This window comes from Streptomyces sp. NPDC020807, assembly GCF_040641575.1.
Classification (GTDB): Bacteria; Actinomycetota; Actinomycetes; order Streptomycetales; family Streptomycetaceae; genus Streptomyces.
The window spans coordinates 208,687-232,672 of record NZ_JBFADU010000001.1; the positions used below are offsets into that span (position 1 = coordinate 208,687).

The following is a 23,986-nucleotide window of genomic DNA, read 5'->3' on the forward strand; positions in this document are numbered from 1 at the left end:
CCTGGATTCGTCGCGAGCTCCCCAGGAATCCTTCCCCGGCCTCCGGATACCGAACGGGCGTCTTACCGCCGAATCCGCCCACTCATCTGCGCACCTCCCCGCACGCACGTGCGCCTCGTGCGGAACAATGGGGCGGTGACCTCTCCCCTCTCCCCGCGCCCCTCGGCCCCCACGTCCCGGCTGATCGCCACCGATCTCGACGGGACGCTCCTGCGCGACGACAAGTCCGTCTCCGAGCGCACGATCGCCGCCCTCGCCGCGGCGGAGCGGGCCGGCATCGAGGTCTTCTTCGTCACCGGCCGCCCCGCCCGCTGGATGGACGTCGTCAGCGACCACGTCCACGGCCACGGCCTGGCCATCTGCGCCAACGGCGCCGCCGTCGTCGACCTCCACCAGGGAGGCACCTTCCTGGAGGTCCGCCCCCTGGAGCGGCCGGTCGCCCTCGCCGTCGTCCAGGCCCTCCGCGCCGCCGTGCCCGGGACCTCCTTCGCGGTCGAGCTCACCACCGGCATCCACTACGAGCCGCACTACCCGCCGTTCCACCTCGACCCCGGCGCCACCGTCGCCACGGCCGAGAAGCTCCTCTTCGAGGAGGAGCCGGGCACGGCCGCCCCGGTGATCAAGCTGCTCGCCCAGCACCCCGAGCTCGACCCCGACGACTTCCTGGCCGGCGCCAGGCGGGCCGCCGGCGAACTGGCCTCCTTCACCCGCTCCAGCCCGACCGCGCTCCTGGAGATCAGCGGCCTCGGCGTCTCCAAGGCCTCCACCCTCGCCCTGTGCTGCGCCCAGCGCGGGATCGCGCCCGAGGAGGTCGCCGCCTTCGGCGACATGCCGAACGACATCGAGATGCTCAGCTGGGCCGGCCGCTCGTACGCGATGGGCAACGCCCACCCGGACGTGATCGCCGCCGCCTCCGGCCGTACCGTCGGCAACAACGAGGACGGCGTGGCCGTGATCATCGAGCAGCTCGTCGCGGAAGCCCTCGGCGAGCCGACGTAACGGGGGCTGCGGCCCCAGAGCGCCACGCAGCGGGCCCGCCGCGAGAGCGGACCCTGTCCGCGCCAGAGCGGGGCCTGCCGCGCCAGAGCGGGGCCTGTCCGCGCCAGAGCGGGACTCGCCGCGCTAGAGCGGCGCCTCCCACACCACCGTCGTACCGCCGCCGTCCTCCCCGAGGCCCGGGCCGCACCAGCTCGCGCCGCCCAGCGACTCGGCCCGCCGCGCCAGGTTGCGCAGACCGCTGCGCCGCCCGCCCTCGGGGATGCCGACGCCGTCGTCCGCGACGGAGAGCCGGACCCCGGCCGAACCGTCGGGCAGGGTGACCGTGGCGTCCACGACCACCTCGATCCGGGTCGCCTCCGCGTGCCGGAACGCGTTCGACAGCGCCTCCCGCAGCGCCGCGATGAGGTTCTTCCCGGTGAGCTCGCCGACCGCCGAGTCGATCACGCCGAGGAAGCGGTGCGCGGGCTTGAAGCCGAGCGGAACGGCCGCCATGTTGATCTCGCGCAGGACGCGGGTGCGCAGTCCCGACGGTGCTTCGGCGGGCCCCTGCTGGAGCGCGAAGATCGCCGTACGGATCTCCTGGATGGTCACGTCCAGCTCGTCCACGGCCTTGCCGACGCCCTCGCGCACGGCCGGCACGATCGACTTCCGCTGGGCGCTCTCCAGCATCATCCCGGTGGCGAAGAGCCGCTGGATGACGAGGTCGTGCAGGTCGCGGGCGATGCGGTCGCGGTCCTCGTACACCGCGAGCCGCTCCCGGTCCCGCTGCGCGTCCGCCATCATCAGGGCGAGCGCCGCCTGCGAGGCGAACTGCGTGGCGAGCGTCCGCTCCGCCTCCGTGAACGGGCGGGCGCCCCGCGCGCGGGGCATGGCGAGCGCGCCGAGCACCCGGCCGCCGCTCTGCAGCGGCAGCATCATGCTCGGGCCGTACGGGGAGGTCAGCCGGCTGATCATGCGCGGGTCGCTCGACGCGTCCGCCACGAAGACCGGTTCGCCGTTCAGGAGCTGCTCCACCACGGCGCTCTCGGGCGGGATCACCACGCCGAGGGACTTGGTGGGGCGGGGCGAGGAGACGGAGACGATCTCCAGGCCGCCGTCCTCGGCGGGCAGCAGCACGATCCCGGCGTCCGCGTCGGCGAGCCGCCGGGCCTGTTCGGCGACGACCGACAGCGCGTCGTCCGCGTCACCGCCGGAGAGCAGCGCCGTGGTGACGGCCACCGAGCCGTCGATCCACCGCTCCCGCTGCCGGGCGGCCTCGTAGAGGCGGGCGTTGCCGATGGCGATGCCGGCCTCGGTGGCGAGGACCCGGACCATGTGGACGTCGTAGTCGTTGAACTCGCCTGAGCCGCGCTTCTCGGCGAGGTAGAGGTTGCCGAAGATCTCGCCCTGGACCCGGATGGGGACGCCGAGGAAGCTCCGCATGGGCGGGTGTCCGGGCGGGAAGCCGGCCGAGCGCGGGTCGGTGGACAGGTCGGCGAGACGGATGGTCTGCGGATCGCGGATGAGCGCGCCGAGCAGCCCCGCATGCCCGTCGGGAAGGCGCCCGATCCGGCGGGCGACGTCCTCGCCGACGCCGAAGGTGACGAAGTCGGAGAGGCCCTCGCCCTCGTCGTCCACGACGCCGATGGCGGCGTAGCGGGCGTCGGCGAGCTCGGCGGCGGTCTCGCAGATCCGGTCGAGCGTGGAGTGGAGTTCGAGGCCGGTGCCGACCGAACGCATGGCCTCCAGGAGCTGCGGCACGCGGGCCGTGAGCTCCGTGGACAGCCCCTGGAGGCTGCGGGTGGCCTGGGTGGCGGCTTCCAGGGGGTCCGAGGTGTCGGACACGGCGTCGGTCATGAGGTGAGCCTAGTTAGTCCTATTTGGCGAGAAAAGTCGGCACCGCGGCGGCGCCGACCAGCAGGTCGGTCTCCCGTTCCTGCTCCAGCATCCGGCGCAGCGGGCCCTCCGCCTCCGCAAGCTCCGCGTACGGGCCGTGCTGCACGGTCCTTCCCTCGTCCAGGACGACGACCTCGTCGACGACGTCGAGGCCGTGCAGCCGGTGCGTGATGAGGACGGTGGTGCGGCCTTCCGTGGCCCGGAGCAGGTCGTCGGTGAGCGCGTCGGCGGTGGCCAGGTCGAGGTGCTCGGCGGGCTCGTCGAGGACGAGGACGGGGAAGTCGGCGAGGAGCGCGCGGGCCAGCGCGAGGCGCTGCCGCTGGCCGCCGGAGAGCCGGGAACCGTGCTCGCCCACGAGGGTGTCGAGCCCGGCCGGAAGCCCGTCCACCCAGTCGAGGAGCCGGGCGCCGCGCAGGGCCTCGCGCAGCTCCTCGTCGCTCGCGCCGACCTTGGCGAGCCGCAGGTTCTCCCGTACGGAGCTGTCGAAGAGGTGGGCGTCCTGGGCGCAGAGGCCGACGAACCGCCGTACGGCGTCGCCGTCGAGCTCCCGCGCGGGCACACCGCCGATCCGGTACGTGCCGTGCTCCGCGTCGAGGAAGCGCAGCAGCACCTGGGCGAGGGTGGTCTTCCCGGAGCCGGAGGCGCCGACGACGGCGATCCGGCGCCCGGCCTCCAGGGTGATCCCGAAGTCGGCGAGCGCGGGCCGCTCCTGCCCGGCGTACCGGGCGGAGAGCCCGGCCAGCTCCAGCGGGAACGGGCTCGCGGGAGGCGTCGCGGGGTGGGCCGGCTCGTGTACGGGGGCGGGGGCGTCGAGCACCTCGAAGACGCGCTGGGCGCTGTGCCGGACCCGCTGGCGGTACTGGACGGCGAGCGGGAGGCCGGTGACGGCCTCGAAGGCGGCGAGCGGCGTCAGGACGACCACGGCGAGGGCCACCCCGTCGAGCCGTCCGTCGCGCACGGCCTGGACGCCGACGAGCGCGGCGGCCGCGACCGTGAGGCCGCAGAGCAGCGCGGAGAGCCCGGCGCCGACCGCGGTGGCGGCGGCCTGCCGGGAAGCGATGGAGGTGAGGTCGCGGTCGGCCGTACGGGTACGGGCGAGGCGGCCCGGCAGCGCACCCGCGACCGTCAGTTCGGCGCAGCCGCGCAGCAGGTCCGCCACCGCGGTCGCCAGCGTTCCACGGGCGGGGGCGAGCCGCCGCTCCGCCCGGCGGGCGAGGGCGCCGCCGACCATCGGTACGGCGATGCCGGCGACGAGCAGACCCACGGCGAGGACGATCCCGGCCTCGGGCAGCAGCCAGGCGGTGAAGCCGACGGACGCGACGCCCACGACGAGCGCGGCCCCGGCCGGCAGCAGCCAGCGCAGCCAGTAGTCCTGGAGGGCGTCGACGTCCTGGACGAGACGGGAGAGGAGGTCTCCGCGCCGAGTGCGACGGAGCCCGGCGGGGGCGATCCGCTCCAGGCGACGGAATACGGAGACGCGGAGCTCGGCGAGCATCCGGAGCACGGCGTCGTGGGAGACGAGCCGCTCGGCGTACCGGAAGACGGCCCGGCCGATGCCGAAGGCGCGCGTGGCGGTGACGGCCATCATCAGATAGAGCACCGGCGGCTGTTCGGAGGCCCGGGAGATCAGCCAGCCGGAGACGGCCATGAGCCCGACCGCCGAGCCGAGCGCCAGGCTCCCGAGGAGCAGGGCCAGTGACATGCGTCCCTTGAGCTCGCCGGCCATGCCCCGGACCCGTGCGAGCACCGACGTGGGAACCGCGGAAGCCTGCGCGGCAGAGTCCGCGAGGGGAGCCGCCTCGGCGAGATCCGTGCCCGGCGCCGCGTCCGCGGAGCTCGTGACGGACGAATGTTCCACGTGAAACACGCCTGATGCGTCGCCGCCGAGGGTCACCACGCGGTCGGCGACCGCGAGGAGGGCCGGTCGGTGGACGACCAGGAGCACGGTCCGACCCGCCGCGAGGCGTCGTACCGCGTCGACCACACCGGCTTCCGTCTCACCGTCGAGGGCGGCCGTCGGCTCGTCGAGCAGCAGCAGGGGACGGTCGGCCAGAAACGCCCGGGCGAGCGCCAGGCGCTGCCGCTGGCCCGCCGAGAGCCCCGTACCGTCCTCGCCGAGCGGGGTGTCGAGCCCCTGGGGAAGGCCCGCGACGAAGCCGTCGGCCCCGGCGTCCCGCAGGGCCGCCCGCACCTCCTCGTCGGAGGCGTCCGGACGGGCCAGGCGGACGTTCTCGGCGACCGTCCCCGCGAAGAGGTAGGGGCGCTGGGGCACCCAGGCGATCCGGGACCGCCATGCCTCCGGGTCGAGCGTCGCGAGCTCCTGTCCCTCGCCGGCGACGGACCCGCCGACCCGGACGGACCCGCCGTCCTCCGGCACGGCGAATCCGAGCACCACGTCGAGCAGCGTCGACTTGCCGACCCCGCTCGGACCGACCAGGGCGACCGTCTCGCCGGGCTCCACCGTCAGCGTCGCCGCGTCGAGCGCCGGCGCGGCGCGCCCGGGGTACCGCACGGTGACCCCGTCGAGCTCGAGGCGTACGGAGCCGGACGCCGCCCCCGTACCGCCGTCCCGGACAGGCTGCTCCAGGACCTCGAAGATCTCCTCGGCGGCGGCGAGCCCCTCGGCGGCCGCGTGGTACTGCGCCCCGACCTGCCGCAGCGGCAGATAGGCCTCGGGCGCGAGGACCAGGATGACGAGCCCGGTGTACAGGTCGAACTCGCCATGGACGAGCCGCATGCCGATGGTGACGGCGACGAGCGCGACCGAGAGGGTCGCGAGGAGTTCCAGCGCGAAGGAGGAGAGGAAGGCGATGCGCAGGGTCCGCATGGTCGCCTGCCGGTACTCCGAGGTGATCGCGCGGATCGACTCGGCCTGGGCCTTGGCCCGGCCGAAGATCTTCAGGGTGGGAAGCCCGGCCACCACGTCCAGGAAGTGGCCGGAGAGCCGGGAGAGCAGCTTCCACTGCCGGTCCATCCGCGTCTGGGTGTACCAGCCGATGAGGATCATGAACACCGGGATGAGCGGCAGGGTGACGACGATGATCGCCGCCGAGACCCAGTCCTCGGTGACGATCCGGGCGAGGACCGCCACCGGGACGACCACCGCGAGACCGAGCTGCGGCAGGTAGCGGGCGAAGTAGTCGTCGAGCGCGTCCACACCGCGCGTGGCGAGCGCGATCAACGATCCGGCCTTCTGGCCGCTCAGCCAACCGGGCCCGAGTGCCGCCGCCCGCTGGAGCAGCCGGCCGCGGAGCTCGGACTTGACCGCCGCGCTCGCCCGGTGGGCGGCGAGCTCGGTCAGCCAGGAGACGAGCCCCCGCCCCACGGCGACTCCCGCGAGCAGCAGCAGAGGGGTGGTCAGGTCGGAAACCGCGAGGCCCTTCTGGAAGGCCCCCACCACGACCTCGGCGATGAGCATCGCCTGGGCGATGACCAGCGCCGCTCCGACCAGTCCGAGCATGACCACCGCGGCGAGGAAGAAGCGGGTGGCACGGGCGTACCGGAGCAGACGCGGATCGATCGGTTTCACGTGAAACATGCCCCTCTGATGAGCACCGAAAGGTGAGTGCGACTAGTGGGCGTCGGCGATGTGCTGCGTGCCGATGCGCTTGCGGAACACCCAGTAGGTCCAACTCTGGTAGAGCAGCACCAACGGGGTCGCGATCGCCGCGCACCAGGTCATGATCTTCAGCGTGTACGGGCTCGACGACGCGTTCGTCACGGTCAGGCTCCACTCGGGGTTGAGCGAAGACGGCATGACGTTCGGGAAGAGCGCGAGGAAGAGCATCGCCACCGCGGCGGCGATGGTCACGCCCGAGAGCGCGAACGACCAGCCCTCGCGGCCTGCCTTGATGGCACCGATCGCGCCGACCAGGGCCACCACGGCGACCAGCATCGCTGCGAGGCTCCAGCCGTCCCCGGTGTCGACCTGGGTCCAGATCAGGAAGCCGAGCGCGAGCACGGCCGTGACCAGACCCAGCTTGAGCGCCAGGTCCCTGGCCCTGACCCGGATGTCACCGATCGTCTTGAGCGCGGCGAAGACCGCGCCGTGGAAGGTGAAGAGGGCGAGCGTGACCAGGCCGCCGAGGATCGCGTACGGGTTGAGCAGGTCCCAGAAGGTGCCCACGTACTCCATGTCGCCGTCGATCTTCACGCCCCGGACGATGTTGCCGAAGGCCACGCCCCAGAGGAACGCGGGGATCAGGGAGGTCCAGAAGATGGCCTGCTCCCAGTTGCGCTGCCAGTTCTCCTCGGGACGCTTCGCGCGGTACTCGAAGGCCACGCCCCGGATGATCAGGCAGATCAGGATGACGAGCAGCGGCAGGTAGAAGCCGGAGAAGAGCGTCGCGTACCACTCGGGGAACGCGGCGAAGGTCGCTCCGCCGGCGGTGAGGAGCCACACCTCGTTGCCGTCCCAGACGGGTCCGATGGTGTTGATGAGGACCCGCTTCTCGGCCCGGTCGCGGGCGAGGAGCTTGGTCAGGATGCCGACCCCGAAGTCGAACCCTTCGAGGAAGAAGTAGCCGATCCAGAGGACGGCGATGAGTACGAACCAGACGTCGTGGAGTTCCATGCCTCGATCTCCTGAGCCTCAGTACGAGAAGGCCATGGGGCGGTCGGGGTCACGCGAGTCCCCGCCGATCTTGGTGGGCGGGTTGAGGTCGTCCTCGGTGAGCTCGGGCGGCCCCGCCTTCACGTACTTGACGAGGAGCTTCACCTCGATCACGGCGAGGACGGCGTAGAGGGCGGTGAAGATGATCATCGAGGTGAGCACCTCGCCCTGGGAGACGCCGGGCGAGACCGCGTCACGGGTGCGCAGCACGCCGTAGACGACCCAGGGCTGACGGCCCATCTCGGTGAAGATCCAGCCCCAGGAGTTGGCGATGAGCGGGAAGAGCATGGTCCACAGGGCGACGACCCAGTACCACTTGGTGAAGCGGGGGCTGAGCGCCTTGCTCTTGAACAGGACCAGGTTCGGCACCTCGTCCTCACCGGTCCTCATCCCCGGCGCCAGCATGAACTTCTTCCGGGTCAGCCAGAGACCGAGCACGCCGATGCCGAGCGAGGCCATGCCGAAGCCGATCATCCAGCGGAATCCCCAGTACGCGACCGGGATGTTCGGCCGGTAGTCGCCGGGTCCGTACTTCTCCTGCTCGGCCTTGTTGACGTCGTTGATGCCGGGGACGTACGAGTCGAAGTCGTCGTTGGCGAGGAAGGACAGGAGGCCGGGAATCTCTATGGCCACCTTGTTGTGACCCTGGTCGACATCGCCCCAGGCGAAGACGGAGAAGGGCGCGGGTGCCTCGCCGTCCCACAGCGCCTCGGCGGCGGCCATCTTCATCGGCTGCTGCTTGAACATGACCTTGCCGAGCACGTCACCGCTGATCGCGGTGCCGAGGCCGGCGATGATCAGGGTGACCAGGCCGAGCCGCAGCGAGGTCCGCATGACCGGGATGTGCTTCTTGCGGGCCAGGTGGAAGGCGGAGATGCCGACCATGAACGCGCCGCCGACCAGGAACGCCGCCGTCATCGTGTGGAAGACCTGGCTGAGGGTGGTGTTCTGGGTGAGCACCGCCCAGAAGTCGGTCAGCTCCGCCCGGCCGCGCTCCTCGTTGATGCGGTACCCGACGGGGTGCTGCATCCAGGAGTTCGCCGCGAGGATGAAGTAGGCCGACAGGATCGTGCCGATCGAGACCATCCAGATGCAGGCGAGGTGGATCTTCTTCGGCAGCTTGTCCCAACCGAAGATCCACAGCCCGATGAAGGTGGACTCGAAGAAGAAGGCGATGAGCGCCTCGAAGGCGAGCGGGGCGCCGAAGATGTCGCCGACGAAGCGCGAGTAGTCGGACCAGTTCATGCCGAACTGGAACTCCTGCACGATGCCGGTGACGACACCCATGGCGATGTTGATCAGGAAGAGCTTGCCCCAGAACTTCGTCGCCCTGAGGTACTTCTCCTTCTCCGTCCGCACCCATGCCGTCTGGAGGCCCGCCGTGAGCGCGGCCAGGGAGATCGTCAGGGGGACGAAGAGGAAGTGGTAGACGGTGGTGATGCCGAACTGCCAGCGCGCCAGAGTCTCTGGCGCCAGAGCGAGGTCCACGTCGTTTTCTCCTTACTCGCCGTGGTCACATCGGCAGTTTGCCCCGTTAATCCCACCAATTACGGGATGAAGCAGGACACGCTTGTGAACGCGTTCACATTCACAAGCATTATTACTCATACGAATTCCGTACCTTCGGTCGGGGTCCCCCTACCGCGGGTCACGGCTCCGGAAACGCCGACGGCCCCCACGAGCCGGGCTCGTGGGGGCCGTCGTGCCGGCCCGGAAGGCCGTCCCCGGATCAGCTCTCCTTGCGGAAGCCCTCCGTCACCTTCAGGAAGAGGTCGTTGGCCTCGGTCTCACCGATCGTGACGCGCACACCCTCGCCGGCGAACGGACGCACGACGACACCGTGCCGCTCGCACTCGGCCGCGAAGTCCAGGGTCCGGTCGCCCAGCCGCAGCCAGACGAAGTTCGCCTGGGTGTCCGCCACGGTCCAGCCCTGGGCCAGGAGCCCCGACCGGACCCGCTCGCGCTCGGCCACCAGCGAGCCGACCCGCCCGAGCAGCTCGTCCTCGGCGCGCAGCGAGGCCACGGCCGCGTCCTGCGCCAGCTGGCTCACGCCGAACGGCACCGCGGTCTTGCGCAGCGCCGCCGCCACCGGCTCGTGGGCGATCGCGAAGCCGACCCGCAGCCCCGCCAGGCCGTACGCCTTGGAGAAGGTGCGCAGCACGGCGACGTTCGGACGGTCGCGGTAGAGCTCGATGCCGTCCGGGATATCGGTGTCGCGCACGAACTCGCGGTACGCCTCGTCGATCACGACCAGGATGTCGGAGGGCACCCGGTCGAGGAAGCGCTCCAGCTCGGCCCGGCGGACCGCGGTGCCCGTGGGGTTGTTGGGGTTGCAGACGAAGATCAGACGGGTCCGCTCGGTGATGGCCTCGGCCATCGCGTCGAGGTCGTGCACCTCGCCGTCGGTCAGCGGCACCTGCACCGAGGTGGCTCCGCTGATCTGCGTGATGATCGGGTACGCCTCGAAGGAGCGCCAGGCGTAGATGACCTCGTCGCCCGGGCCGGAGGTGGCCTGGATGAGCGACTGCGCGACGCCGACCGAGCCCGTGCCCGTCGCCAGGTGCGAGACCGGCACGCCGAAGCGCTCGGCCAGCTCCTCCATGAGACCGGTGCAGGCCATGTCGGGGTAGCGGTTGAAGTTCGCGGCGGCGGCCAGCGCGCTGTCCATGACCCCCGGCAGCGGCGGGTAGGGGTTCTCGTTGGAGGACAGCTTGAAGGCCACGGGGCCGTCCGCGGCGGCCGGCTTGCCCGGCTTGTAGGTGGGAACGCCGTCCAGCTCGGCGCGCAGCCTGGGGCTGCCGGTGCTCTTCCCGCTGGTCTCGCTCACAGTGTGGCCTCCTCGACCGTCCGTACCGCCAATACTCCTCACCTTATGAGGATTCGCCCCCGCTGCGAATGGGCTGTGGACAACAGGAGGGACACACTCTGGGCCCCCGCCCCAGAGGGGGGAGCGCGTGATCGGGTGGCGTGCGCCGGTGGCGAGCGCCGTGGCGCGCATCCCCCGTAGAGGTGAGTTGAGACCTCTTCGAGACATCAACCCATCGCCAGGCCAGGGCCGCCTGACAAGCCCAACTCACATGAGGCAACCTTTAACTACCTGGGTTTCTTTGGCAATTGACCACTTTCGATCATGCAGAAACGTGCCTGTCAATGCCCGCATATGCGACCGCCCCGACCGCCCTCCGTCGCCCTACTATCGGCTCGCCATGACAGCAGCAGGGAAGCACCAGGTGAGCCGGGCACAGACCCGGGGAAGCCGGCAGGGCCGGGCGGGCATCCGGGACGTGGCCGCCGCCGCCGGGGTCTCCATCACGACTGTCTCCGACGCGCTCAACGGCAAGGGCCGACTCCCGGACGCCACGCGCCGGCACGTACGCGAGGTCGCCGACCGGCTGGGCTACCGCCCATCCGCGGCGGCCCGCACGCTCCGTACGGGCAAGTCGGGACTGATCGGCCTGACCGTGACCACGTACGGGGATGAACCTTTCACCTTCACCGAATTCGCGTACTTCGCGGAGATGGCCAGAGCAGCCACATCGGCGGCGCTCGCCCGGGGCTACGCCCTGGTCATCCTCCCCGCCACCTCCCGCCATGACGTCTGGTCGAACGTCGCCCTAGACGGCACCGTCGTCATCGACCCCTCCGACCACGACCCGGTCGTCACCGAACTGGTCCGGCAGGGCCTCCCCGTCGTCTCCGACGGACGCCCCGCCGGCACCCTTCCGGTCACCGCCTGGGTCGACAACGACCACGAAGCCGCCGTCCTCGACCTGCTCGACCACCTCGCCGACGCCGGCGCCCGCCGGATCGGCCTCCTCACCGGAACCACCACCGACACCTACACCCGCCTGTCCACCACCGCGTACCTCAACTGGTGCGAGAGGGTCGGCCAGGACCCCGTATACGAGGCCTATCCGGCGCACGATCCGTGCGCGGGCGCCGTCGCGGCCGACCGGCTGCTCGCCCGCCCGGACCGACCCGACGCCGTCTACGGCCTCTTCGACCCCAACGGAACCGATCTCCTCGCGGCCGCGCGCCGCTACGGGCTGCGCGTCCCGGAGGACCTGCTGCTGGTCTGCTGCAGCGAGTCCACCGTGTACGCGACGACCGAACCGCCCATCACGACGCTCTCGCTCAAACCGCGCAGGATCGGCACGGCCGTCGTCCAGCTCCTCATCGACGCCATCGAGGGGATCGACGCGGACGGCCCGGTCGAGCGGGTGATACCGACCGAACTCATCGTCCGCACCTCCTCGCAGCGGCGCTCGCCGCGCACCACGGTCAGCCCGCCGCGCTCACCCGCGAAGGACTGACACGGCCCCATCCGCCACCGCCGCCCCGCCCCCTGCCCGTGGGCCGGGGCGGCGAAACCGGTCGCCACACCGGCTTCAACCCTGGACTGGACCTTCTCAATTCGGGCGAAACAACCGGTGAACCCGGAGTGGACCCGGATTCACCACCCCTGGTGCGTCACACAGGAGGACCCTCATTCCTATGATGGGCGGACGACACCGCGGACCACCCCGACCAGGCCGGTCCGCGATGTGCAGGGCATCGCGACGGTGGTGGAGGGGTCCATGACTCAGGGGGCCGGGCAGGAGCCCGTGGTGCGCACGGCGACATTGCGCGACTTCCGCGTACCGCCGTACGCCCTGGTACCCGTACAGGGTCACGCCGTCGAGCCGCCCTCGGCGGAGCGGCAGAGCCCGGAGCCCGCACCGGCTCCGGCCGACCCGACCCTCCTCCTGGGCCGCCGCCTCGCACCCGTGGCGGACGCGGGAGTCCCTGTCTCTGGCGCCGGAGCCCCCGTTCCTGACGCCGGAGCGCACGCACAGGCCCAGGAGCCCGCGGCAAGCGCCCCCGCCGTCTCCTCCGCCGTCTCCTCCATCGTCTCCGTCGCCACCGGCCACCACCCCGGCAACGGCTTCCCCCAGGGCGAGCCCCCCGCCGACTACACCCCGACCGAGCGCGACCTCCCCGTCATCCAGCGCGGCGACACCCTCCAGGTCCCGGTCACCCCCGACGCCGCCGCGACGCCCGAGCGCGCCTCCGCGCCCGCCGACGGCCCCGGCCCGCTCTACGTCGTCGGCGACGTCCACGGCTACCTCGACGAACTCCTGGCCGCCCTCCGCGCCCAGGGCCTCGTCGACGAGAACGGCGGCTGGGCCGCGGGCAACGCCCGGCTGTGGTTCCTCGGCGACTTCACCGACCGCGGCCCCGACGGCATCGGCGTCATCGACCTCGTCATGCGGCTCTCCGCCGAGGCCGCGGCCGCCGGCGGCTACTGCAAGGCCCTCATGGGCAACCACGAGCTGCTGCTCATCGGCGCCAAGCGCTTCGCCGACACCCCGGTCAACTCCGGCGCGGGCACCGCCACCTTCCAGGCGGCCTGGCTGCTCAACGGCGGGCAGAAGCACGACATGGACCGCCTCCAGGACGTCCACCTCCAGTGGATGTCCCGGCTCGACGCCGTGGTCCTGGAGGACGACCACCTCCTCCTGCACTCGGACACCACCGCCTACCTCGAGTACGGCGAGAGCATCGAGGACGTCAACGAGAAGGTCCACGAGATCCTCACCCGAAGCGACGCCGACGAGGTCTGGGACCTCTTCCGGAAGTTCACCAAGCGCTTCGCGTTCCGCGACGACGAGACCGGTCCGCAGGCCGTGCAGGAGCTCCTCTCCACCTATGGCGGCCACCGGATCGTGCACGGCCACAGCCCCATCCCGTACCTCCTCGGCCAGGTCGGCGGCGAAGAGGACGAGGGTGACGGCGGCCCGGTCGTCGACGGACCGCACGTGTACGCGGACGGGCTCGCCATCGCCATGGACGGCGGCGTGACCATGGCCGGAAAGCTGCTGGTCGTCCAACTCCCCCTGAACGACTGACGGATAACCCAGCGCATCCGGAAAAGGCGATTTCCGGAAACACCCTGTCAGCCAGTGGCGTCACCGCAATACCATCGGACCATCCGTAGCAGGCTCTCCTCCGTTTTCGCCCGCCCGGCCGTTCTCCGCGGCTGATCCGGGCCTGCGGAGCATCGGGGGATGCACATGAACGTGGCTCCGTACCTGCTGACCGAGGACCGCGCCGAGTACGAGCGCGTCCTCGACGACGCACTGAGCACCGCGCACACACGCCCGGAACTCGCCGGATTCGGGACATGGCTGACGGCCGCACAGCTGCGCGCCATGGCCGTGAACGCGACGGCGCTGATCACCACCGCGGCGGCGAGCGAGTACGCCCACTTCACCAAGGTCCGCGAGGCGGGCCGCGTCGCCGTCGCCACCCGCGTCCCCGCCCGGCAGGACGGTTCCGGGGCCGGAATCGTCGCGATCCTCACGGTGATGGTGCCCGTGCTCGCCGGGTCCGCCGCCGTCATCTTCCTGCTGGTCGGCGCGGTGCTGCGGGCCGTCGCGCCCGGCCTGCGGTTCGGCGGGACCCTCCTGACGGCCGGCCTGGTCTTCGGTGCGCTCGCCGCCGCGGGCCTGGTCTGCGCGGGGGCGGGGCTCCTCGTGACCGCCCTGCGGAACAGTCCGGCCGCGACCGTCACCTCCGCCGCGGCCGCCGGCGGTCCGGAGGACGAGCTCGCCCGCGCCCGCGAAGCCTGGCGCCACGCCCTGCTCGAACGAGGGATCGTCCCGTTCCTCCGCGACGCCCTCGCCGCGACCGAACCACCGGACCAGCAAGGCCCGTAGGCCCGGGGCTCCCCCGCGCCAAGCGGGGGACCGGCACCCGGCCGGTCCCCCGTTCCCCCTCGGGCCGGTCAGTCCGCCAGCGGCAGGTAGACGCGGTTGCCGGAGGCCGCGAACTCCTTCGACTTCTCCGCCATCCCGGCCTCGATCTCCTCCGGCGTCCCCCCGTGCTCACGCCGGATGTCCTGGGAGATCCGCATCGAGCAGAACTTCGGCCCGCACATCGAGCAGAAGTGCGCCGTCTTCGCGGGCTCCGCCGGCAGCGTCTCGTCGTGGAACTCGCGGGCGGTGACGGGGTCGAGGGCCAGGTTGAACTGGTCCTCCCAGCGGAACTCGAACCGCGCGTCCGAGAGCGCGTCGTCCCACTCCTGCGCGCCCGGGTGCCCCTTGGCCAGGTCCGCCGCGTGGGCCGAGATCTTGTACGTGATGACGCCGGTCTTCACGTCGTCCTTGTTCGGCAGGCCCAGGTGCTCCTTGGGCGTGACGTAGCAGAGCATCGCCGTGCCCCACCAGGCGATCATCGCGGCGCCGATGCCCGAGGTGATGTGGTCGTACGCGGGCGCGACGTCCGTGGTCAGCGGGCCGAGCGTGTAGAACGGGGCCTCCTCGCAGATCTCCTGCTGGAGGTCGATGTTCTCCTTGATCTTGTGCATCGGGACGTGGCCCGGGCCCTCGATCATCGTCTGCACGTTGTGCCGCTTGGCGATCGTGTTCAGCTCGCCGAGCGTCTTCAGCTCCGCGAACTGCGCCTCGTCGTTGGCGTCCGCGATCGAGCCGGGGCGCAGGCCGTCGCCGAGCGAGTACGTGACGTCGTACGCCGCGAGGATCTCGCAGAGTTCCTCGAAGTTCGTGTAGAGGAAGTTCTCCTTGTGGTGCGCGAGGCACCAGGCGGCCATGATCGAGCCGCCGCGCGAGACGATGCCCGTCTTGCGGCGCGCGGTGAGGGGCACGTACGGCAGGAGCACGCCGGCGTGGACCGTCATGTAGTCGACGCCCTGCTCGGCCTGCTCGATGACCGTGTCCTTGTAGATCTCCCAGGTCAGGTCCTCGGCCTTGCCGTCGACCTTCTCCAGCGCCTGGTAGAGCGGCACGGTGCCGATCGGCACGGGGGAGTTGCGCAGCACCCACTCGCGGGTGGTGTGGATGTTGCGGCCGGTGGACAGGTCCATGACCGTGTCGGCGCCCCACTTCGTCGCCCAGGTCATCTTCTCCACCTCCTCCTCGATGGAGGAGGTGACGGCCGAGTTGCCGATGTTGGCGTTGACCTTCACCAGGAACCGCTTGCCGATGATCATCGGCTCGATCTCCGGGTGGTTGACGTTCGCGGGGAGCACCGCGCGACCCGCGGCGATCTCCTCCCGCACGACCTCGGGGGAGACGTTCTCGCGGATCGCGACGTACTCCATCTCCGGGGTGATCTCGCCCCGGCGGGCGTACGCGAGCTGGGTCACCGCCTGGCCGTCGCGGCCGCGGCGCGGCAGGCGCGGGCGGCCGGGGAAGACGGCGTCGAGGTTCTTGAGCCCGCCGCCGCGCGGCGAGGTGTGCTTGATGCCGTCGTCCTCGGGGCGGACGGGGCGGCCGGCGTACTCCTCGGTGTCGCCGCGCGCGATGATCCAGTTCTCGCGCAGCGGCGCGAGGCCCCGCCGCACGTCGGTGTCGACGGTGGGGTCGGTGTACGGGCCGGACGTGTCGTACAGCGTCACGTCCTTGCCGTTGGTGAGGTGCACCTGACGGACCGGCACCCGGATGTCGGGGCGGGAACCCTCGACGTACCCCTTGTGCCAGCCCGGCGTGCGCTCCTGCGGGCTGTTCTGGTCGGAGGCAGGCGTGCGTGCATCCTGAATGGTCATGAGACCGAATCTCCCTACGCCGGCATTACCCGGTAACAGGTTCGGCGGTCGGCGCAGCCTCCTCCCGTTCGACGTACTTCAGTACGCGCGTACGGTGATCAGCGCCCTCTCAGCCCGGTGCTCCGAGCTCCCGCGTGTGCAAAGGTGTCACCACGCTAGCGCCATCCCTGGCGTGCTGAACAGTGGGCCCTCGCCGTTCTTGCGATGATCGGTCGGTGACTTCCCCCCAGCAGACACCCGAGCCGCACGGCCACGATCATGCCCCCGGCACCTCGCACGGTCATGGTCACAGCCACAGCCACGGCCCCGCCGCCCCCGTCTCCCGGCATCTGCGCAAGGTCATCGCCGCGGTCCTGATCCCCTTCGCCACCGCCGTGGTGGTCGGTCTCGTGGTCCTGTGGCCAGGCGGCACCCCGGCGCACGAGCGCACGGGGGTCGGCTTCGACAGGCAGACCGAGCAGGGCACGGTCGTCTCCGTCGAGCAGGTCGACTGCAAAGACGTGAACGCCGCCCAGGTACCGCCCACCGGCGACACCTCGACCGCGCAGGGCCGCGAGGCGGTCAACGCGCAGCAGGGGCAGTGCGAGAAGGCGACGATCGAGGTCACCAGCGGCCCGGACAAGGGGCGTACGTTCACCGAGATCGTGCAGCCCGACGCGCCGCGCCAACTGGAAGAGGGTCAGGGCGTGGTGGTGGCGTACGCCCCCGACGCACCGCACGACCTCCAGTACTCGGTGACGGACGCGAACCGGAAGCTGCCGATGGCCCTGCTCGCGGGGATCTTCGCGCTGGCGGTGGTGGTCGTCGGGCGAATGCGGGGCGTCATGGCGCTCGTCGCCCTCGTGGTGAGCTTCCTGATCCTGACCTTCTTCATCCTGCCGGCGATCCTGGACGGATCGAACCCGCTGGTCGTGGCCGTGGTCGGATCGAGCGCGATCATGCTGATCGCTCTCTACATGTGCCACGGGCTCTCGGCCCGCACCTCGGTCGCCGTACTCGGCACGCTGGTCTCGCTGCTGCTGATCGGGCTGCTCGGCTCGATCTTCATCGGCTGGGCCTCGCTCAGCGGCAACACCGATGACAACACCGGCCTGATCCACGGCCTCTACCCGGACATCGACATGTCCGGCCTGCTGCTCGCCAGCGTGATCATCGGCTCGCTGGGCGTCCTGGACGACGTGACCGTCACGCAGACCTCGGCGGTGTGGGAGCTGCACCAGGCCGATCCCCGCATGGGCCCGCGCGGTCTGTACCGGGCCGGGATCCGGATCGGCCGCGACCACATCGCCTCGGTGGTGAACACCCTGGTCCTCGCCTACGCGGGTGCCGCCCTGCCGCTCCTGCTGCTCTTCTCGATCGCGCAGAGCAGCATGGGCACGGTGGCCAACAGCGAGCTGGTCGCGGTGGAGATCGTCCGAACGCTGGTCGGTTCGATCGGACTCGTCGCCTCGGTGCCGGTCACCACCGCCCTCGCGGCCCTGGTGGTCTCCGCCGACCGGCCGGGGCCCGATGGCGAGGGGAACTCCCGGGCGGCAGCGGTACGGGGCGGCCGGCGGCGGCGCGCGAAGTAGGGACTTTCGGCAGGGGTCAGCCCGCGTTCTCCTCTGCCAGAATCCGGCCGAGTGCGGCTTCGAGGTTGTCCTCGAAGTCGCCGAGTGTCCTTTCCTGACCGAGCGGGACCAGCTTGTCCGTCCGGTCCAGGAACGCGACCAGCGGCGGCGCGCTGGCGCGGAAGAGGGCACGGTCGGCGCCGACCTGGAGGCGGATGGAGACGTCCGAGAGCCCCTCCGGGTCCGTCGGCGCGATGTGCACGTCGCCGTCGCCGCTCGGGCGGTTGATTCCGTCGAGCAGCAGTTCACGACCGAACGCCCAGGTCACGGGCGCGTCTCCGGGAAGGTGGAACGTCATCCGTACCGCGTAAGGATCCCGGGCCTCGTATCGCAGCTCGACCGGGATCTTGAAGCAGAGCTCCTCGGAGACGAGGAAGCTCATCAGGACCTCGGCCTGAACCGACTCTCGCATCATGTACCCCGCAGTAGATGAAGCTGTGTAAACACAGCTGCTGAAAGCTGTGACCGAAACGGCCAGGAATGATCCCCCGTGGCCCTCTTGACGCAATCGTGCTGTACGCGCTAGCAGATCACAAGGAGTGATTTTTCAGATACTGATAGAGAACGCGAGTGAGCTGAAGAGCCTCCCGATCTCTGTACGTAGCCGCTCGACTGCCGGGAGCAACCGTTCTGCCTGGTGGAGGGGGAGGGAAATGGCCATCGCGCCCGCCGTGGAGCCCGCGGTGATGGGGATGGCGGCACAGACCGTGCCGAGCGCATATTCCTGACGCTCTACCAGGGGTTCCATACGGCCCAAATCGCCCAAACGCTCCAAAAGGGCACGGCGATTACGCACCGTGTACGGAGTGATGGCTTCCACCGGGTGCCGGTCGAGGTGGTCTTGACGGCTCTTCAGATCGAGTTGGCTCAGGAGGCATTGCCCGATCGCGTGGGCGTGCCCGGTCTCCCGGAAGTCGGCCCATTCCTCGACCGCGGGGGCCGAAGGAGTGTCGGCGACGGCGACGAGCTCGATCTCGCCCTCGCGATAGAGGGCGAAGTACACCGGCACACCGATCTCGTCCCGCCAGCGGGCAAGGGAGTCTTCGATCTTGATGCGACGATTCTGCACAGCTCCGCCACCGGCCAGTCGGACGGCGGCGTCACCCAGGAGGAACACACCCTTCTCGCGGCGCAGATAGCCCTCGTGCGTCAGGGTGCGGAGCAGGTGGTACGTCGTGGGGAGCTGAAGGCCCGTCTCGCGGGCGAGTTGTTTGGCCGGGGCGCCGTCCGCATGGGAGGACACGGCCTCCAGAAGTCTCAGCGCCCGCTGCACCGAACCGATCAGGGTAGGTGCAGCCGTCTGCGTAGCCGTGGCCAAAGGTCACCCCCAGGCGTGACGACGGGTGCGTCGCACCCGCCCGCGGGGGCCGCCCCCGCGCCCGCCGGGCCTGGGAAACCGCTGTTTCGACACGCGGTCTACGCCCGTAGTCCCCAACACGGCGGAGGGATTCCACTCTAGTGGCAGGCTCTGGAGGCCGTCCGGATTCCCGGCTTCCGTTCCCTCGGCCGGGCTAATGCCCTTCGCCGACTTCGTACTGACGGGTAGTCAGCGTCGCCGGGGCGGCATTCGAGGTGGCCTGGCCGGGCGGGGTTGGCCGGCCAGGCGGGGTGGACCGGCGAGGCGGGGTGGACCGGCCAGGCTGGGTGGACCGGCCAGGCTGGGTGGACCGGCCGGGCTGGGTCACCACTCCTCGCGGGACCTGCCCGATCCCTTGACCTTCTGCACGACGTAGATCAGGCCGCCGACGAGCGCCACGAAGAGCAGCACCTTGAACAGCAGGCCGACGACGAAGGTCAGCACGCTGGTGATCAGTCCGCCGAAGACCAGCAGGGCGAGTGCGGGTATGGCGACCCACTTCACCCACCAGGGCAGCCCCGCGAGCATCTCCTGTACGGCCATGGTCCCTACCTCGCTCTCGAAAGGTCCGTCCCGCGCACTCCGCGCCGGACACCCTCAAGGCTAGGTGCGGGAGACGGCCCGCAGGGGCGTCGCGTCCCCCGCTCTCCCCTGATCCGCCCCCTAGGGGACGGGGCCGCTCCGGGTCCTCCGCAGGGCTCAGCCCTCCGGCGGGGAGAAGACCACGAGGACCTTCAGGTCCTCGCTGATGTGGTGGAACCTGTGCGGCGCCCCGGCCGGCACGTACACCACGCTGCCGCGCGCCACCTGGGTCGTCTCCTCGCCGACGGTGATCGCCGCGCGCCCGCTCACCACGAAGTACACCTCGTCCTGGGCGTGCGGCTGCTGCGGGTCGAGGGCCCCGGCGTCCAACGCGTACAGGCCCACCGACATGTTCCGCTCCCGCAGGAACTGGAGATAGGCGCCCTGGTTCGCGGCGCGCTCCACCTCGAGTTCGTCCAGTCGGAATGCCTTCATCGCCCGTCAGCCCCTGCCCTTGGCCCGATCCTGTCTGCAACGATCAGACACATGAAGAATTTCGTAGTCAAGACGCTCGCGAACGCGGGCGCCCTGGGAGTCGCCATCTGGCTGCTCGAGGACATCACCCTCACTGGTGACAGCACCGGCAAGAAGATCTGGACCCTCATTCTCGTCGCCCTGCTTTTCGGCGTCGTGAACTTCCTGGTCAAGCCGATCGTCAAGCTGCTGACGCTGCCGCTTTTCATCCTGACGCTCGGCCTGATCACCCTCGTGGTCAACGCCCTGATGCTCCTTCTGACCTCGTGGTTGGCCGAGCAGTTCGACCTCAGCTTCCACGTGGAGGGCTTCTGGACGGCGGTCCTCGGCGGCCTGATCATCTCCGTCGTCTCCTGGGCGCTGAACGTCGTGCTCCCCGACGGCGACTGAGTGGGGACCGTGACCTACCGCGTCTGCTTCGTCTGCACGGGCAACATCTGCCGTTCGCCGATGGCCGAGCACGTCTTCCGCAGCCATGTGGAGGAGGCCGGCCTCGGCGGCGTCGTGGAGGTCGACAGCGCGGGGACCGGAGGCTGGCACGAGGGCGACGGCGCCGACCCGCGCACGGTCGCCGTCCTGGAGGAGAACGGCTACACCTCGGCCCACTCCGCCCGGCAGTTCCGAGCCTCCTGGTTCCCCGCCCTCGACCTGGTGATCGCCCTCGACGAGGGACACGTACGAGAGCTCCGTGCCCTCGCCCGTACGCCCGAGGAGGCGGCGAGGATACGGCTGCTGCGCTCCTACGACCCGGCCGCCGGGGACCTGCTCGACGTCCCCGACCCGTACTACGGGGGCCGCGAGGGCTTCGACGAGTGCCTGGAGATGGTCGAGGCGGCGAGCGAGGGACTCCTCGCCGCCGTCCGCAGGGAAGTGGAGGAGCGGACATCGTGATCGACAAGGAACTCGGCGACGGCACGCGCGCGGTACGGGCGGGGCTGCCCGAGCCCGTGAAGTACGAGCCCACCCTCCCGGGCCCGGTCTTCGCCGCCCACTTCCACCTGCCGGGCGAGCCGACCGGCGGCTACGCGTACGGGCGGGACGAGAACCCCACCTGGACCCATCTGGAACGCGCCATCGGCGAACTGGAGGCACCGGGGGAGGAGGGCGTCGAGACGCTGGTCTTCGCCTCGGGCATGGCCGCGATCTCCGCCGTCCTCCTCTCCCAGCTGCGGGCCGGCGACGCGGTGGTGATGCCGACCGACGGCTACCAGGCCCTGCCACTGCTCCACGAGCAACTGAGGGCGTACGGCGTCGAGGTCCGCACCGCGCCGACCGGCGGCGACGGCCAGCTCGCCGTCCTCGAAGGCGCCCGGCTGCTGTGGATCGAGAGCCCGTCCAACCCCGGCCTCGACGTCTGCGACATCCGCAGGCTGGTGCGGGAGGCCCACGCCGCCGGCGCGCTCGTCGCCGTCGACAACACCCTCTCCACCCCGCTCGGTCAGCGGCCCCTGGAGCTCGGCGCGGACTTCTCCGTCGCCAGCGACACCAAGGGCATGACCGGCCACGGCGACGTCCTGCTCGGGCACGTGACCTGCCGGGACCCCCGGCGGGCCGCGGAGGTGCGCCGCTGGCGCAAGATCGTCGGGGCGATTCCCGGCCCCATGGAAGCCTGGCTCGCCCACCGTTCCCTGGCCACCCTCCAGCTGCGGATCGACCGGCAGTGCTCCACCGCCCTCTCCCTCGCGCAGGCGCTCGCCGGGCGCGCGGACGTGGCCGGGCTGCGCTACCCCGGGCTTCCGGACGATCCCTCGCACGCGGTGGCCGCCCGGCAGATGCGGCGCTTCGGTCCGGTGGTCTCCTTCGAGCTGGCGGACCGGAAGCGGGCCGAACGGTTCCTGGAGGAGCTGCGGCTCGTGGACGACGCCACCAGCTTCGGCGGCGTGCGCTCCACGGCGGAACGGCGCGGACGCTGGGGCGGGGACGCGGTGGCGGAGGGCTTCATCCGCTTCTCGGTGGGTGCCGAGGATCCGGAGGACCTGATCGCCGACGTGCTGCGGGCCCTCGACGAGGCGGCGGCGTCCGGCTGAGTCGCCGGCGCCGACCGGGCTCCCCGCGGGCGACCGCCGGGGAGCCGGTGCGTTTCAGGACACCGCGTACGGGCCATTTTCTTCCCATGAACGAACGGCCCGTGATCAAACGCACCGCACGCGCCATCCTGCTCGACGGGGACGATCTCGTCCTCATCAAACGCACCAAGCCAGGGATGGACCCCTACTGGCTGACGCCCGGCGGCGGCGTCGAGCCCTCCGACACCACCGTCGTCGAGGCCCTCCACCGCGAGGTGCACGAAGAACTCGGCGCCAAGATCACCGACGTCGTGCCCTGCTTCGTCGACACCGTCGAGCACATCGTCGACGGCGGGGTCTCCGGAGTGAAGGTCCAGCACTTCTTCGTGTGCCGGCTCGACTCCATGGACCCCGCCCTGAGGCACGGCCCCGAGATGGACGAGCCGGTCGGCGAGTACGAGATCGTCCGGGTGCCGTTCAGCCGGGTCGGGATCGCCGCCGTCCATCTCGTCCCGCTCTCCCTGCGGCACTACCTGGACGGCAACATCGAGGGAGTCCGCGCCATGCACGCGCCCGACCTGGGCTGATCGGGCACGGCCGGGGTGAGGTCCGCCGGGGTGAACTCGGCCGGTGTGAGCTCGGCCAGGAAGTCGTGCCGGATGCGGTCCGAGGCGACACCCACCCCGCGCAGGGCGTCCACCCCGCGGCGGACCATGCCGAGCGGGCCCGAGAGGTAGGCGTCGCGCTCCTCCCAGGACCCGTATCGGCACACGGCGTCCGGGAGGCGCCCCTGTTCCTCCGTGACCGCGTGGACGGAGAGCCAGGGGAAGGTCTTCTGGAGCCGCAGCATCGTGTCGATGTCGTAGAGGTCGTGCCCGCTGCGCGCCCCGTAGAAGACGTCGACGGGGCGCCGGTCCCCGTGCTCGGCCACGTCTTCGACCAACGCCTTGATCGGCGCGATCCCGGTGCCACCGCCCAGGCAGAGCAGTCCGCTGTCGGTGGAGTGGTCGACCGTCATGGAGCCGGCCGGCGGGCCGAGCCGCAGGACGTCCCCGGGTCGCGCCCGGTGGACGAGCGCGTTGGACACCCATCCCGCCGGAACCGCCTTCACGTGGAGGGAGAGGAGCCCGTCGGGCCGCGGCGCCGAGGCGAAGGAGTAGTGCCGCCATATCCGCGGCCACCAGGGGGTCTCCAGGGTCGTGTACTGCCCTGCCAGGAACGGGTACGGCTGGTCGGGCCGGAGCGTGACCACGGCGACGTCCGGGGTGCGCAGGTCATGGCTGACCACCTCGGCCTCCCACCAGGCGGGGGCCGACTCCTCGTTCTCCGCCGCCGCGTCGATCATGATCTGCGAGATGGTCGTGTACGTACGGACCCAGGCCGCCTCGGTCTCCTCGCCCCAGCTCCTGGAGGCGTACCGGGTGAGCGCGCCGATGAGGGCCTCACCGACGGCCGGGTAGTGCGCGGCCGTGGTGCCGTACTTGCGGTGTCCCTTGCCGAGGTTGCCGAGGTACTCCGTGAGGACCGGGACGTCGTCCAGGTGCTCGGCGGCCGTCAGGAGCGCCTTGAGGAGCCGGTCCCGCTGGGTGTCCATCGCCGCGGGGAACATCTCGCGCAGCTGGGGGTTCCTGACGAAGAGCAGTGCGTAGAAGTACGAGGTCACCTGGTCGGCGACGGGGCCTATCTCCGTCAGGGTGCGGCGGACCAGGACCGCGTCGTCGGAGGCCGCCGCGGATATTCGGGCCTCCGTCCCATCCGTCGTCATGGTCGGAACATCCATCATCTTCTTCGCCTCACACTGGGCGGCTTCCGTGATCGCAGCATGGCGCTTGCGGGTACCACCATGGACGAAAAGTGATGTTCTCCGGCCGAAGAGCCAGCTTTCTGCTAGGGCGTGTCGTTTCACGTGAAACAAACCGGTGGACG

20 protein-coding genes and 1 riboswitch are annotated in these 23,986 nt (G+C 70.8%); of the genes, 9 read left to right on the forward strand and 11 right to left on the reverse strand.

Annotated features, from left to right (window positions below; translation table 11 throughout):
* Window positions 1-135: 135 nt before the first annotated feature.
* Window positions 136-999: a Cof-type HAD-IIB family hydrolase gene (locus tag AB0G79_RS01045; protein ID WP_360798182.1), complete on the forward strand. Its 864-nt coding sequence runs from the start codon at window positions 136-138 to the stop codon at window positions 997-999.
* A 123-nt stretch (window positions 1,000-1,122) separates the two neighbouring features.
* Here the strand turns inward: AB0G79_RS01045 and AB0G79_RS01050 are convergent, their stop codons facing one another.
* The 5 genes from AB0G79_RS01050 to hisC all read right to left on the reverse strand — a co-directional run bounded on the left by AB0G79_RS01050 (window position 1,123) and on the right by hisC (window position 10,313).
* A complete protein-coding gene (locus tag AB0G79_RS01050) occupies window positions 1,123-2,835 on the reverse strand; it encodes a GAF domain-containing protein (RefSeq protein WP_360798184.1) in 1,713 nt (570 codons plus the stop codon).
* 19 nt (window positions 2,836-2,854) lie between these two features.
* On the reverse strand, window positions 2,855-6,403 hold the full coding sequence (cydD, locus tag AB0G79_RS01055) for a thiol reductant ABC exporter subunit CydD (protein WP_360798186.1): 3,549 nt from the start codon (window positions 6,401-6,403) through the stop codon (window positions 2,855-2,857).
* 42 nt (window positions 6,404-6,445) lie between these two features.
* On the reverse strand, window positions 6,446-7,447 hold the full coding sequence (gene cydB, locus AB0G79_RS01060) for a cytochrome d ubiquinol oxidase subunit II (RefSeq protein ID WP_360798188.1): 1,002 nt from the start codon (window positions 7,445-7,447) through the stop codon (window positions 6,446-6,448).
* A gap of 18 nt (window positions 7,448-7,465) precedes the next feature.
* Complete coding sequence (locus AB0G79_RS01065) at window positions 7,466-8,974, reverse strand: cytochrome ubiquinol oxidase subunit I (protein WP_360798190.1); 1,509 nt, start codon at window positions 8,972-8,974, stop codon at window positions 7,466-7,468.
* Window positions 8,975-9,215: 241 nt separating this feature from the next.
* The gene (gene hisC, locus AB0G79_RS01070; RefSeq protein WP_360798192.1) at window positions 9,216-10,313 is read right to left on the reverse strand and encodes a histidinol-phosphate transaminase; all 1,098 of its coding nucleotides are present in this window, start codon (window positions 10,311-10,313) and stop codon (window positions 9,216-9,218) included.
* 379 nt (window positions 10,314-10,692) lie between these two features.
* Between hisC and AB0G79_RS01075 the strand changes: the two genes are divergently transcribed.
* The 3 genes from AB0G79_RS01075 (at window position 10,693) to AB0G79_RS01085 (ending at window position 14,184) form a co-directional block, all read left to right on the forward strand.
* A complete protein-coding gene (locus AB0G79_RS01075) occupies window positions 10,693-11,799 on the forward strand; it encodes a LacI family DNA-binding transcriptional regulator (protein ID WP_360798194.1) in 1,107 nt (368 codons plus the stop codon).
* A 249-nt stretch (window positions 11,800-12,048) separates the two neighbouring features.
* Complete coding sequence (locus AB0G79_RS01080; RefSeq protein WP_360799130.1) at window positions 12,049-13,374, forward strand: metallophosphoesterase; 1,326 nt, start codon at window positions 12,049-12,051, stop codon at window positions 13,372-13,374.
* Window positions 13,375-13,533: 159 nt separating this feature from the next.
* Window positions 13,534-14,184 (forward strand): hypothetical protein, encoded by a 651-nt coding sequence (locus AB0G79_RS01085; protein WP_360798196.1) that lies wholly within the window; start codon window positions 13,534-13,536, stop codon window positions 14,182-14,184.
* Between the two features lie 68 nt (window positions 14,185-14,252).
* Here AB0G79_RS01085 and thiC read toward each other — a convergent pair whose 3' ends face one another.
* Entirely contained in the window at window positions 14,253-16,031 is a 1,779-nt protein-coding gene (thiC, locus tag AB0G79_RS01090; RefSeq protein ID WP_360798198.1) for a phosphomethylpyrimidine synthase ThiC, read from the reverse strand.
* Window positions 16,026-16,175, reverse strand: a riboswitch (TPP riboswitch). It overlaps the preceding gene by 6 nt.
* 71 nt (window positions 16,176-16,246) lie before the next feature.
* On the opposite strand from thiC, the gene AB0G79_RS01095 reads away from it, so the two are divergent.
* Entirely contained in the window at window positions 16,247-17,602 is a 1,356-nt protein-coding gene (locus AB0G79_RS01095) for a YibE/F family protein (protein ID WP_360798200.1), read from the forward strand.
* Window positions 17,603-17,618: 16 nt separating this feature from the next.
* Here the strand turns inward: AB0G79_RS01095 and AB0G79_RS01100 are convergent, their stop codons facing one another.
* From AB0G79_RS01100 to AB0G79_RS01115, 4 genes are all read right to left on the reverse strand, one after another.
* Window positions 17,619-18,053 (reverse strand): SsgA family sporulation/cell division regulator, encoded by a 435-nt coding sequence (locus AB0G79_RS01100; RefSeq protein WP_360799133.1) that lies wholly within the window; start codon window positions 18,051-18,053, stop codon window positions 17,619-17,621.
* A 135-nt stretch (window positions 18,054-18,188) separates the two neighbouring features.
* Window positions 18,189-18,959 carry a helix-turn-helix domain-containing protein gene (locus AB0G79_RS01105; RefSeq protein WP_360798202.1) on the reverse strand — a complete coding sequence of 257 codons (771 nt, stop codon included), beginning with the start codon at window positions 18,957-18,959 and terminating at the stop codon, window positions 18,189-18,191.
* A 363-nt stretch (window positions 18,960-19,322) separates the two neighbouring features.
* Window positions 19,323-19,541 (reverse strand): DUF5326 family protein, encoded by a 219-nt coding sequence (locus AB0G79_RS01110; protein WP_360798204.1) that lies wholly within the window; start codon window positions 19,539-19,541, stop codon window positions 19,323-19,325.
* Window positions 19,542-19,697: 156 nt separating this feature from the next.
* The gene (locus AB0G79_RS01115) at window positions 19,698-20,015 is read right to left on the reverse strand and encodes a cupin domain-containing protein (RefSeq protein WP_360798206.1); all 318 of its coding nucleotides are present in this window, start codon (window positions 20,013-20,015) and stop codon (window positions 19,698-19,700) included.
* A 51-nt stretch (window positions 20,016-20,066) separates the two neighbouring features.
* Between AB0G79_RS01115 and AB0G79_RS01120 the strand changes: the two genes are divergently transcribed.
* The 4 genes from AB0G79_RS01120 to AB0G79_RS01135 all read left to right on the forward strand — a co-directional run bounded on the left by AB0G79_RS01120 (window position 20,067) and on the right by AB0G79_RS01135 (window position 22,647).
* Window positions 20,067-20,444 carry a phage holin family protein gene (locus AB0G79_RS01120; protein WP_360798208.1) on the forward strand — a complete coding sequence of 126 codons (378 nt, stop codon included), beginning with the start codon at window positions 20,067-20,069 and terminating at the stop codon, window positions 20,442-20,444.
* Between the two features lie 9 nt (window positions 20,445-20,453).
* Window positions 20,454-20,945, forward strand: coding sequence for a low molecular weight protein-tyrosine-phosphatase (locus tag AB0G79_RS01125; RefSeq protein ID WP_360798210.1), 492 nt, complete (start codon window positions 20,454-20,456; stop codon window positions 20,943-20,945).
* Window positions 20,942-22,081 carry a cystathionine gamma-lyase gene (locus AB0G79_RS01130; RefSeq protein ID WP_360798212.1) on the forward strand — a complete coding sequence of 380 codons (1,140 nt, stop codon included), beginning with the start codon at window positions 20,942-20,944 and terminating at the stop codon, window positions 22,079-22,081. Before AB0G79_RS01125 ends, AB0G79_RS01130 begins: the two co-directional genes overlap by 4 nt.
* Before the next feature lie 86 nt (window positions 22,082-22,167).
* Window positions 22,168-22,647 (forward strand): NUDIX hydrolase, encoded by a 480-nt coding sequence (locus AB0G79_RS01135; protein WP_360798214.1) that lies wholly within the window; start codon window positions 22,168-22,170, stop codon window positions 22,645-22,647.
* On the opposite strand, the gene AB0G79_RS01140 is transcribed toward AB0G79_RS01135, so the two are convergent.
* Window positions 22,590-23,825 (reverse strand): globin domain-containing protein, encoded by a 1,236-nt coding sequence (locus AB0G79_RS01140; RefSeq protein ID WP_360798216.1) that lies wholly within the window; start codon window positions 23,823-23,825, stop codon window positions 22,590-22,592. The two genes, AB0G79_RS01135 and AB0G79_RS01140, sit on opposite strands and share 58 nt — an antisense overlap.
* Window positions 23,826-23,986: the final 161 nt, after the last annotated feature.